Source organism: Streptomyces sp. AP-93 (assembly GCF_022808175.1).
GTDB lineage: Bacteria > Actinomycetota > Actinomycetes > Streptomycetales > Streptomycetaceae > Streptomyces.
This window is the reverse complement of record NZ_JALGBX010000031.1, coordinates 76,451-87,629: the sequence shown is the minus strand read 5'-3', so window position 1 is coordinate 87,629 and position 11,179 is coordinate 76,451. Positions and strand designations below refer to the sequence as shown.

Genomic DNA, 11,179 nt, shown 5'->3' with positions numbered 1-11,179 from the left:
GTCGGCGTCGGCGTCGGCGTCGGCGTCGGCGTCGGCGTCGGCGTCGGCGTCGGCGTCGGCGTCGGCGTCGGCGTCGGCGTCGGAATAGGTGTCGCCCTCCCCGGCGGCCTCCGCCGCCGCCGCGGCGAGGCGGTCCGCCGCCGCCCCGGCCCGCGCGGCCAGCGCCGCCGGGACCCCGAGCGGCTGCTCCCCGCAGAGCAGGCTGACGGCCAGCCAGCGGGCGGGATGCGGGGTCAGCCCGGAGGCCTCCGCCGCCAGTTCCGCCAGTTCGGCCGCCACGGGCGAGCCGGTGGCCCAGGCGGAGGTCCGCCCCTGGGGTGGCGGTACGGCGTCCAGGGCCGAAACCACCGCTTCGGCGAGCAGGTCCAGCCCGGTCCCGGAGCGTCCTTCCACCCGTACGACGGGCAGCGCGAGCTCGCGGGCCAGCGCGTCCGGGGCGGGGGGCGCTCCGCGCCGGGCGGCGACGTCGGTCATGGTGAGCGCGACCACGACGGGGATGCCGGTGTCGAGGATCTGCGAGAGCAGGTACAGGTTGCGGGCCGGGTTGGCCGCGTCGAGGGCGAAGACCACCGCGTCTGGCCGCTCCCCCGGCGGCGCGGTCAGCACGTCGCGGACCAGCGCCTCGTCCGGGGAGTCGGGCAGCAGGCTGTAGGAGCCGGGCAGGTCCGCGACGCGCAGCGGGCGGCCGCCCGAGGTGCGCCAGTCGCCCTGGGCGACGGAGACGGTCTTGCCCGGCCAGTTGCCGACGCGCTGATGGGCGCCGGTGAGGGCGTTGAAGAGGGTCGACTTGCCGACGTTGGGGTTGCCGACGAGGGCGACGAACGGCGTACCGGCCCGCCGCTCCGCCGTGGCGGTCGCACCGGCCCCGGTGGCGTGACAGCTCATCCGGCGCACCTCAGCCGGCCGGCGGTATGGGTGTCCAGCGCGACCCGGGTGTCCCCGAGCCCGACGAGCAGGCCTCCGGTGGCGCCCCGGGCGATCACGGTGACGTCCGCGCCCGGCACGAAACCGAACTCCAGGAGCCGGCGCCGGCTCCCGCCGGCCCGACCGGGATCGATCCCCGTGATGCGTACGGTCGTCCCTGGACGGCTGTCGTTGAGCGACGGCACCGGACCTCCTTGTTCGAATCCACTAAGGCAAACCTAAGCAGTTCGAGGAGGGTCGGCGGCCGGGCAAAGACCCTGATCAGCAGGGACTTTCAGCCCACCGGTCCCGCCCGGCCGTCGGCCGATCGGACGAGCGGACGGCTAGCGGGATGCGGCGCCCGCCGCGACCGGGCGGACGGACCGGCCGTCGAAGGAGAATCCGTCCTCGGACATGGCCTCCGCGCTGGCCGGATTCAATGCGACGGGGATATTGCGGAGCACTGCAATGCGGACGAGGGCGAGTACGTCGTGAACGTGCGGGGCGGCCCACAGGGGGTCCCAGAAGAATACGAGCGAGGTGACGTCGCCGGAAATGACCATCGAGCCGATCTGCTGGTCCCCGCCGTGCGGTCCGGACTCAACCGACCTGATCTGCAAGCCGAGTTCTGATCTGAGCAGCCGTGCGGTGGAACTGGTCCCCACCAGTCCGTGCCGGGTCACCGCACGGTGATTGCGCCGCACCCAATTCAGTAGGTCGTTCTTTCTCTGGTCATGTGCCACGAGAGCGATCATCAGCCGACGCTAACCCGGCAAGATCCCTTCCGCCATTCAGGGCACGGAATTCCGAATGGCGGCGCGACGCGTCCGGTCATCGGACGGGATGGGGCGGGGATACCGGCGGGGATACCGGCGGGGAGGGCTCGGCGGGGTGTGCGGAAGCACCGGCCCGAGCGCATTCTGGAGGGGTGACGGCGAGACCGGACACCGGCGGCCCCGTCACCGACGCCACGGCCCAGGCGCTCGCGCGGGCCGCTCTCGATGCCGTGGGGGCCGCCGGCGGGTACGCGGGCGGGGTCTACCTGCGCTCCGGCACCGAGGGGCTGCTGCTGATGGCGGCCCTGACCGGGATCCCGGGCCCGCTGTTCCGCCCCTGGTGGCGGATGCACGTGAACCGCCCGTACCCCGTCGCCGAGGCCTACCGGTCCGGCCAGTCCGTACACCTGCCCGACGCGGAATCGGCGATGCGGCGCTTCCCCCAGCTGATGGCCGGGCTGCCGTTCCCCTTCGGCTCGCTCTACGAGCCCGTGGCCCGCGGCCGCGAGCGCTACGGCGTCCTCGTGGTGCTGCGCCCCGCGACCCCCGGGGTCCCCGTCGGGCCCGGCGACCGGAAGCGGCTGCGCGCGGTGGCCGCCCGGCTGGCCGGGGAGCTGGCCGCGCTCTCCGCGAGCGGGGCCGCGGTGACCTGGGAGGGCGACCCGGTGTGCCTGCCCGGTCCCGGTCCCGGTCCCGGTCCCGGTCCGGGTCCGGGTCCGGGTCCGGGTCCGGGTCCGGGTCCGGGTCCGGGTCCGGGTCCGGGTCCGGGTCCGGGTCCGGCGGGCGGTGCGGCGGACCGTGCTGCGGGCGGCCCTCCCGTCAGCCGCACGGTCAGCCCCACCGTCAGCCGCACGGGCCGCAGCCCCGCGGACAGTCCCGGCTCCGGGGCCCGCGCCGCCGTGGACCGGCTCGACCTGGCCGTCCTGTCCGTGGACCGGCAGGGCGTGATCGGCTTCACCAACTCCCGCGCCCGCTCCGCCGCCACCACCCTGCTCGGCTCCGACGGGGCGGAACTCTCCGGGCGGATGCTCTGGGAGGCACTGCCCTGGCTCGGACACCCCACCTACGAGGACCACTTCCGGGCCGTGTTCCTCGCCCCCGCCCCGGTGCACTTCCATGCCACCCGGCGCGGACCCGAACCCTCCCCGCAGTGGCTGTCGGTGGGTCTGCATCCCGGGATCGACGGGATCACCGTCACCATCGCCGAAGCCGAACCGCCCACGTACGCGCCCGAGTCGGTGATGCGGCCCGGCGCGGGGCTCGGGTCCCCGGGCCTCGGTTCGCCCGCCGACCGGGCTTCGGCCCTGTACCGGCCGGTGGCGCTGGCGATCGCGCTGACCGAGGCGGTGACGGCCCGCCAGGTGTCGATGGTGGTCACCGACGAGCTGCTCCCGGCCTTCGGCGGACGGCAGTTGGCGATCTACCTGCTCGGTGAGGGGCACCTGCACCTGGCGTGGGAGACCGGTTTCCCGCAGGGTTTCCTCGACCGGTTCGACGGGGTTTCGCTGGACGTCCGGCTGCCCGGGGTGGAGACCCTCACCTCGGGCCGCCCGCTGTTCTTCGAGTCGATGCAGCACCTCGCCGCCGCCTACCCGGGGATCGAACTGGACGCCCATGTCGGCGCCCGGGCCTTCCTCCCCCTGATCGCCTCCGGCCGCCCGGTCGGCTCGTGCATCCTCGGCTTCGACGCCCCGCGCGGATTCAGTCCGGAGGAGCGTACGGTGCTCACGGCGCTGGCCGGGCTGATCGCGCAGGCACTGGAGCGGGCCCGGCGCTACGACAGCGAGTCGGCGCTGGCCCGCGGGCTCCAGGCCGCGCTGCTCCCGCACCGGCTGCCGGTCCGCGAGAACGTGGCCACGGTGGCGCGGTACCTACCCGGCACCGCCGGGATGGACGTCGGCGGCGACTGGTACGACGTCATCGAGGCGGGCGGCGGGCGGCTCGCGCTGGTCATCGGCGACGTCCAGGGCCACGGGGTGGCGGCCGCGGCCACGATGGGCCAACTACGCAGCGCCGTACGGGCTTTCACGCTCGGCGGCAATACGCCGGAGCAGGTGATGCGCGGCACGAACGAGCTGCTCATCGACCTCGACCCGGGCCAGTTCGCCAGCTGTTGCTACGTCCTGCTCGACCCGGGGTCCGGTCTCGCCCTCGCCGTCCGGGCCGGGCACCCCCAGCCACTGCTGCGGCATCCGGGCGGCCGGACGGAGGTGCTGGACCTGCCGGGCGGGATGGTCCTCGGCATCGACGCCGGAGCCGTGTATCCGGTGACCCGGCTGCGGATCGAGCCGGGGGCGGTGCTCGCCCTGTACACCGACGGGCTGGTGGAGATCCCGGGCACGGACATCGACGTGGGAGTGGAGCGGCTGCGGGCCGCGCTGGCGGAGGCCGGTCCGGCTCCGCTGACCGAGACGGCGGACCGGCTCGTCGCCGAGGCGGGGCACTCCACCGACCGGCCGGACGACATCGCCCTGCTGCTGGCGTCCCGTACGTCCGCCCCGGAGGTGGTCACCCCGGACCGGGCGGACGCGGACCGGGCTGCCCCGTAGGGCGCGGGCTGCCCGTGAGCCGCCCGCGCCCTGCCCGCTGCCGCTACCTCTTGGCGTCGGCGCGGGCGTACGAGTCGCCCGCGATCAGGGCGTCGGCGACCATCTCCGGGGTCACCGGGAAGGGCATGTTGTGCGTGGTCTCGCCCTCCGCGGTGGCCGCGCGCCCGATGGCGAGGAGCTCCTCGCGGTCCGGGTCCCCGAGGCCGATCTCGGCGAGGGTGGTGGGCAGGCCGACGGCGCGGCTGAAGCGCAGGTAGGTGTCCAGCTCGTCGGTCGGGGCGCCTTCCAGGACCAGCTGGGCGAGGGTGCCGATGTTGACCTTCTCGCCGTGCATCATGCCGTGCACCTTGTGCGAGACGGTCAGCCCGTTGTGGATGCCGTGCGCGGCGGCGAGGCCGCAGGACTCGAAACCGAGGCCGGAGAGCAGCGTGTTGGCCTCGGTGACCTTCTCCAGGGCCGGGGTGACCACGTGCGCCTCGGCGGCCAGCCGGGCCTGGGGCCCGTACTCCATGAGGGTCTCCCAGCACAGCCGGGCGAGCGCGAGGGAGGCCTCGGTGGCGAGACCGCCGGCCATGGCGACCCGGTTGGCTGCGACGCAGACCCGGGCCTCGTACCAGGTGGCGAGCGCGTCGCCCATGCCGGAGACGATGAAACGGCTCGGCGCACCCGCGACCAGCGCGGTGTCGACGAGCACCAGGTTGGGGTTGCGCTGGAAGAAGGAGTAGCGCTCGAAGGCGCCGCCCTCGGTGTAGATCACGGCGAGCGCACTGGTCGGCGCGTCGGTGGAGGCCACCGTGGGCGCGGACACGACGGCGATGTCGCCGAGGGCGTGGCCCACGGCCTTCGCGGTGTCGATGGCGGTGCCGCCGCCGATGCCGATGATGACGTCCGCGCCGACGGCCTGGGCGGCCGCGGCGACCCGGTCGATCTCCTTCTGGGTGCAGAGCCCGCCGAAGACCTCCTTGGTCAGCTTGACCCCGGCCCCGGAAAGGGAAGCGGTGACGGCCGTGTCCACGAAGCCCCACACACCCTTGTCCGCGAGGACCACGGCGTTCGTCCCGAGGCGGGCCGTGTGCTCGCCCAGGTCGTTCATCGCCCCCGCGCCCTGCACGTACTTGGGCGGGCTGATCATCATGCGCGTACCGACGGTCTTCACGTGAATCCTCCTCATTGCGAATTCATTTGCGCTTGCTTATTCATCCCTATCACGGATTCCGGCCGCGTCCGAGATATGCACGGTCCCCCTTGCGAACGGGCCCTTCCGCGCCCAGATCCGGGACCAAGGACCCGAGCTGTTCCGCAGGTTCACCAGAGTAAAGTTCCAGCCAAGTGCCCCGGAACCGGTGGCGGATCGGCGACGGTGCCGGCTTAATACCGTCCCGCAATTCCACTTTCCACACCGGACCGGCGTGCCGAGTTCCCCCGTTCCGCGTTCCCCTTTCCAGGAAAGAGGCCCCCGTGAAGAAGCTCATCAATTCACCCGAGAGTGTCGTCGCCGACGCACTGCGCGGAATGGCCGCCGCGCACCCGGGGCTCTGCGTCGAGGCGGAGAAGGGCATCGTCACGCGGGCCGCCGGAGCGGCCGGGGGGCCGGCCGGGGAGCCGGCCGGGAAGGTCGCGCTGCTGTCGGGCGGCGGCAGCGGGCACGAGCCGCTGCACGCCGGGTTCGTCGGGCGCGGCATGCTGGCGGCGGCCGTGGCCGGCCCGGTGTTCACCTCCCCGGTGCCGGACAACATCGCGGCTGCCACCTGTGCGGTCGACGCGGGTGCCGGCGTCCTGCACATCGTGAAGAACTACACGGGCGACATCCTCAACTTCACGATGGCGGCAGAGGACTGCGAGGACGAGGGCGTCAAGGTCGAGCAGGTCGTCGTGGACGACGACGTGGCCGTGGCCCGGACCGAGCACGGACCGGGCCGCCGCGGCACCGGCGCCACCCTGTTCGTGGAGAAGATCGCGGGCGCGCTCGCCGAGGAGGGCGCTCCGCTCGCCGAGGTGGCCGCGGTCGCCCGCAAGGTCAATGCGAACGCGCGCAGTTACGGCGTCGCCCTGACCTCCTGCACCACCCCCGCCAAGGGCAGCCCCAACTTCACGCTCGGCGAGGACGAGATCGAGCTGGGCATCGGCATCCACGGCGAGCCCGGCCGTGAGCGCCGGAAGATCATGACGGCCGCCGAGACCGCCGAGGCGATGCTCGACGCCGTCCTCGACGACCTCCCGGAGGCGGCCGGCGCCCCCGTCATCCTCCTCGTCAACGGCCTGGGCGGGACCCCGCCCGTGGAGCTGTACATCATGCGCGCGGAGGTCGAGCGGGTGCTCGGCGAGCGCGGGATCACCGTGGCCCGCTCCCTCGTCGGCAACTACGTCACCAGCCTGGACATGGCCGGCTGCACCCTCACCCTGTGCCGCGCCGACGAGGAGCTGCTGCGCCTGTGGGACGCCCCGGTGGACACCCCGTCCCTGCGCTGGGGCTGCTGACCCCGCCCGCTCTTCCCCTCTCGCCTGACACTCTCCAGGAGCCATCTCCCATGACCGCCACGCCCGCCACCCCGACGACCTCCACGACCCCGCCCGCCGCCCAGGCCCCCGCGCAGGACACGGCGCTGGACACGGCGCTGGACACCGCCTACTTCCGCCGCTGGATCGCCGAGACCAACCGGCTCGTACGGCGGGACAGCGCGCGCCTCACCGAGCTGGACGCGGTCATCGGCGACGGGGACCACGGGGCCAATCTCGTACGGGGCTTCGGCGCCGTCGGCGCGGCCGTGGCCGAGCACCGGCCCGCCACCCCGGGGGCGCTGCTGACGCTGGCCGGCACCACCCTGACGAACACCGTGGGCGGCGCCTCCGGCCCGCTGTTCGGCACCGCGCTGCGCCGCACGGGCAAGGTGCTCGGCGACGCCGGGTCGCCGACCGTGGCGGAGCTGGGGGCCGCGCTCGGGGCCGGGCTGAAGTCGGTGCAGAAGCTGGGCGGCGCCGAGCTCGGCGATGCCACCCTGGTGGACGCCCTGGCTCCCGCGGTGACGGCGCTGGCCGAAGCCGCCGAGGCGGACCGGCCGCTGCGCGAGGCCCTGGACGAGGCCGTACGGGCGGCCCGCGCGGGCGCCGACGCCACCGAGCCGCTCGAAGCCCGCAAGGGCCGGGCCAGTTACCTCGGCGAGCGCAGCATCGGCCACCAGGACGCCGGGGCCAACTCCGTGGCCCTGCTCATGGAGGCGCTGCGCGCCGCGGTGGACGCGCCCGAGGCGACACCTCTCGTCCCCGTGGAGCCTGGCACCGTCGAGGAGCCGGCCGTCGCCGAGGAGCCGGTGGAGCGGCAGGCGCCGAAGACCCGTACCGGCCGCGTCGGCATCGTGCTCGTCTCGCACAGCAAGGCGGTCGCGGAGTCCGTGGCCGCGCTGGCGGGCGCGCTGCTCGGCTCGGTCGAGCCGGCTCCGCTGGCGGTGGCGGGCGGCACCCCCGACGGCGGGATCGGCACCAGCGCGGAGCTGATCACGGCCGCCGCCCGGTCGGTGGACGAGGGCCGGGGCGTGGCCGTGCTGTGTGACATGGGCAGTGCGGTGCTGACGGTGAACGCCCTGCTCGGCGAGGAGCCCTCGCAACTGCCCGAAGGCGCACGGATCGTGGACGCGCCCTTCCTGGAGGGCGCCGTGGCCATCACGCTGACCTCGGCGATCGGCGGTGACCTCGATGCCGTCCTGGCCGCCGCCGAGGACGCGCGCGGCTACCGCAAGCGCTGACCGGCACCGGAAGCCGGTGGGCGGCCCTCCCCCGGGAGCGCCGCCCACCGGCTTTCCGTGCGTGGAAATCCGGGGGTGGAAGGGGTGGCCGAGGCGGCCCGGCCGGGGTCGGCCGCCGGCCGCGGGGGCTGTCGGTGGGGCTTGGTAGAACTGTCGTCGGACGACACGCACGCACGGCCGGGTTCCACCACCCGCCATACCGTCAGGAGCAGCGCACATGACCATCGGGACCCACCTGAGCGAGCTCGGCGGCCTGCCCGTCTTCGACTTCCCGGGGCTCAAGGACACCCGCGCGCTGCCCGAGCCGGGCGCCGTGGCCTGGCGGATCTCGGTGGAGACGTACGGGGCCGAGGAGGAGTGGGAGCAGGCCTTCGCCCGGTTCACCGGGGCCGTGGACACCCGGCAGGTGCGGGCCCTGATCGTGGGCGGCTGGTCCGAGGCGTACGAGGACTCCAACGCCGGGATCGTCGGGACGCTCGCCGGGGCCGCCTCGCAGTTCCCCGCGCTGCGGGCGCTGTTCGTCGGTGACATCACCTTCGAGGAGTGCGAGATCTCCTGGATCCAGCAGTCGGACGTGGGTCCGCTGCTGCGGGCGTATCCCGCGCTGGAGGAGTTCGGGGTGCGCGGCGGCGAGGGCCTGGCCTTCCCGCCCGTCAGCCACGGGGCGCTGCGCGTGCTCCGCGTCGAGACCGGCGGACTGCCGCGGGAGGTGGTGCGCGGGGTCGCCGCGAGCGAACTGCCCGCGCTCACCGAGCTCGACCTGTGGCTCGGCACGCCCGAGTACGGCGGCGACGCGGAGACCGGCGATCTGGAGCCGTTCCTGACCGGCGAGCGGCTGCCGTCCCTGCGCCGGCTCGCGCTGCGCAACAGCGAGATCCAGAACGAGGTCGCCGCCGCGCTCGCCACCGCTCCGGTCGTCGAGCGGCTCGAGGTACTGGACCTCTCCATGGGGATCCTGGACGACCGGGGGGCCGAAGCGCTGCTGGCCGGCCGCCCGCTCACCCACCTCACCAAGCTCGACCTGCACCACCACTACGTCAGCGAGCCGCTCCGGGAGCGGCTCTGCGCGGCGCTCGCCCCGCACGGCGTGGAGGTCGACCTCGGCGACGTGCAGAGCCCGGACGTAGACGAGGACGACGAGACCGAGTACCGCTACATCGCGGTCGCGGAGTGAGCCGTACGGCTCCCGCCGTGGACCCTGCCGTGGCCCCTGCCGTCGGCCCGGCCTTCGCCGCGTCCGTGGCAGCGTCCTTCGCCGTCGTCGGCAATCCGGGCAACCGCCGGGTCGCCCTCTTCCAGGACGCCGTGCGCGCCGCCGGCCTGCCGGAAGCGCGGGTGGTTCCGTGGCGGGACGTCCTGACCGGCCGGGCCGCCTTCCGGGCGGGCGAGTGCGTACGGATCGACTCGCCCGGCGAGGACCCCGAGGTGGAGCGGCTGCTGCGCGGGACAGCCGACACCACCCGGGTCGAGGGCACCGGACGCTGGTACCGGCGGTTCACCGAGGCCGTGCACGCGGTGGCGCAGGGCGTGCGATCGGCCGGCGGCACGCTGTCGAGCGACCCCGACGACCTCGGGGTGCTGTTCGACAAGCGGCTCTGCCACGGGGTGCTGGCGGATGCCGGAACTCCCCTGCCGGCCTCCCCGACCTCGGGCCTGGACGCCGTCCGCGCACCGGTGCGCGGCTGGGAAGAGGTCCGGGCGCTACTCGCCCTCCCCGGCTACCGCCGGGCCTTCGTGAAGCTCGCGCACGGTTCCTCGGCCTCCGGGGTGCTCGCGGTGGAGACGGGCGCGGGCGGACGGATCCGCGCCACCACCTCCGTGGAGCGGGCCCCTTCGGGGGCCCTGCACAACTCGCTGCGCCTGCGACGGTACGAGGACGAACGGGTGATCGGCGCCATCGTCGACGCCCTGGCCCCCGACGGCCTGCACATCGAGCGGTGGCTGCCGAAGGCATCCCAGCAGGGGCGCTCGGCCGATCTGCGGGTGGTCGTCATCGGCGGCCGGGCCACCCACGCGGTGGTCCGCACGGCCGCCGGCCCGCTCACGAACCTGCACCTCGGCGGCGCCCGCGGCGATCTCGGCGCGGCCGTGGCCGCCGTGACGGCGGCGGGCGGCCACTGGGAGACGGACGCGCTCGCCGTCTGCGAGCGTGCGGCGGCCGCCTTCCCGCGCACGCTGTGCGTCGGGGTCGATCTGCTGCCCGCCCTCGGCTGGCGGAGCTTCGCCGTGGGCGAGGTCAACGCCTTCGGGGACCTGCTGCCCCGGCTGACGGGACTGCCCGGCTCGCCCGCCGAGGGCCAGGACACCTACACGGCCCAAGTGGCCGCCGTACGACAGGAACAGCAGCATGCCCATGCCCCCGCCCGCCCCTGACATGAACGAGGTCGTCGGCCGCGACGACCTGCTGCTCGTCACCCTCGACACGCTGCGCCACGACGTGGCCGCGCGGCTGGCCGCCGAGGGACGGATCCCGAACCTGGCCGCGCACCTGCCCGGCGGGGTGTGGGAGCGGCGGCACGCGCCGGGGAGTTTCACCTACGCCTCCCACCAGGCCATGTTCGCGGGCTTCCTGCCCACCCCCGACGGCCCCGGCCCGCATGCGCGGCTGTTCGCCGCCCGCTTCCCGGGCAGTGAGACCACCGCCGGGCGCACCTGGGTCTTCGACACTGCGGATCTGGTGTCGGGGCTGGCCGGGGCGGGCTACCGGACCGTGTGCGTGGGAGGCGTCGGCTTCTTCAACAAGGCGGCCGCGCTGGGCTCCGTACTGCCCGGAATGTTCCAGGAGTCGCACTGGGAACCGGAGTTCGGGGTGGCGTCGCCGACCTCCTTCGAGGCCCAGGTGTCCCGCGCCGAGCAGGTCGTGGCCGGACTGCCGCAGGACCGGCGGCTGTTCCTCTTCCTGAACGTGTCGGCGATGCACCAGCCCAACTGGTTCCACTCCCCCGGGGCGACCGCGGCGGACGGCGACTCGTGGGAGACGCACGCGGCCGCACTGGAGTACGTCGACCGGCACATCGGGCGGCTCTTCGACGCGATGCGGTCGCGGCGCCGCTGCTTCGCGATCGTCTGCTCCGACCACGGGACCACGTACGGGGACGACGGGTACACGGGGCACCGGCTCGCCCACGAGGCGGTCTGGACGGTCCCGTACGCACAGTTCCACCTGAACCACGAGGAGCCCGGACCCCGATGAGCCTTCCGAGGGACCTTC

At 74.3% G+C, this 11,179-nt stretch carries 10 protein-coding genes and 1 pseudogene; 7 read left to right on the top strand and 4 right to left on the bottom strand.

Annotated elements, in window-relative coordinates; genetic code table 11:
- The 3 genes from MTF69_RS36965 to MTF69_RS36955 all read right to left on the bottom strand — a co-directional run.
- The coding region (locus MTF69_RS36965) for a FeoB small GTPase domain-containing protein (RefSeq protein ID WP_243340845.1) at nucleotides 1–885 on the bottom strand (885 nt) is incomplete at its 3' end.
- A complete protein-coding gene (locus MTF69_RS36960; RefSeq protein ID WP_243340843.1) occupies nucleotides 882–1,109 on the bottom strand; it encodes a FeoA family protein in 228 nt (75 codons plus the stop codon). The genes MTF69_RS36960 and MTF69_RS36965, both read right to left, overlap by 4 nt.
- Nucleotides 1,110–1,247: 138 nt before the next feature.
- On the bottom strand, nucleotides 1,248–1,658 hold the full coding sequence (locus MTF69_RS36955; protein WP_243340842.1) for a methylglyoxal synthase: 411 nt from the start codon (nucleotides 1,656–1,658) through the stop codon (nucleotides 1,248–1,250).
- 173 nt (nucleotides 1,659–1,831) lie between these two features.
- On the opposite strand from MTF69_RS36955, the gene MTF69_RS36950 reads away from it, so the two are divergent.
- The gene (locus MTF69_RS36950; RefSeq protein WP_243340840.1) at nucleotides 1,832–4,228 is read left to right on the top strand and encodes a SpoIIE family protein phosphatase; all 2,397 of its coding nucleotides are present in this window, start codon (nucleotides 1,832–1,834) and stop codon (nucleotides 4,226–4,228) included.
- A gap of 43 nt (nucleotides 4,229–4,271) precedes the next feature.
- On the opposite strand, the gene MTF69_RS36945 is transcribed toward MTF69_RS36950, so the two are convergent.
- Nucleotides 4,272–5,384 carry a glycerol dehydrogenase gene (locus MTF69_RS36945; RefSeq protein WP_243340838.1) on the bottom strand — a complete coding sequence of 371 codons (1,113 nt, stop codon included), beginning with the start codon at nucleotides 5,382–5,384 and terminating at the stop codon, nucleotides 4,272–4,274.
- Between the two features lie 302 nt (nucleotides 5,385–5,686).
- Between MTF69_RS36945 and dhaK the strand changes: the two genes are divergently transcribed.
- From dhaK to MTF69_RS36915, 6 genes and pseudogenes are all read left to right on the top strand, one after another.
- The gene (gene dhaK / locus MTF69_RS36940) at nucleotides 5,687–6,706 is read left to right on the top strand and encodes a dihydroxyacetone kinase subunit DhaK (RefSeq protein WP_243340836.1); all 1,020 of its coding nucleotides are present in this window, start codon (nucleotides 5,687–5,689) and stop codon (nucleotides 6,704–6,706) included.
- Between the two features lie 50 nt (nucleotides 6,707–6,756).
- Nucleotides 6,757–7,449 (top strand): annotated as a pseudogene (dhaL, locus tag MTF69_RS36935) (dihydroxyacetone kinase subunit DhaL); the annotation flags it as partial.
- Nucleotides 7,438–7,968, top strand: a complete 531-nt coding sequence (locus MTF69_RS36930; RefSeq protein ID WP_243340896.1) for a PTS-dependent dihydroxyacetone kinase phosphotransferase subunit DhaM — start codon at nucleotides 7,438–7,440, stop codon at nucleotides 7,966–7,968. The pseudogene dhaL and the gene MTF69_RS36930, both read left to right, overlap by 12 nt.
- A 217-nt stretch (nucleotides 7,969–8,185) precedes the next feature.
- Nucleotides 8,186–9,142, top strand: coding sequence for an STM4015 family protein (locus MTF69_RS36925; RefSeq protein ID WP_243340834.1), 957 nt, complete (start codon nucleotides 8,186–8,188; stop codon nucleotides 9,140–9,142).
- A 17-nt stretch (nucleotides 9,143–9,159) separates the two neighbouring features.
- Nucleotides 9,160–10,341 (top strand): STM4014 family protein, encoded by a 1,182-nt coding sequence (locus MTF69_RS36920; protein WP_374325123.1) that lies wholly within the window; start codon nucleotides 9,160–9,162, stop codon nucleotides 10,339–10,341.
- A 1-nt stretch (nucleotide 10,342) separates the two neighbouring features.
- Nucleotides 10,343–11,161, top strand: a complete 819-nt coding sequence (locus tag MTF69_RS36915; protein WP_243340890.1) for an STM4013/SEN3800 family hydrolase — start codon at nucleotides 10,343–10,345, stop codon at nucleotides 11,159–11,161.
- Nucleotides 11,162–11,179: the final 18 nt, after the last annotated feature.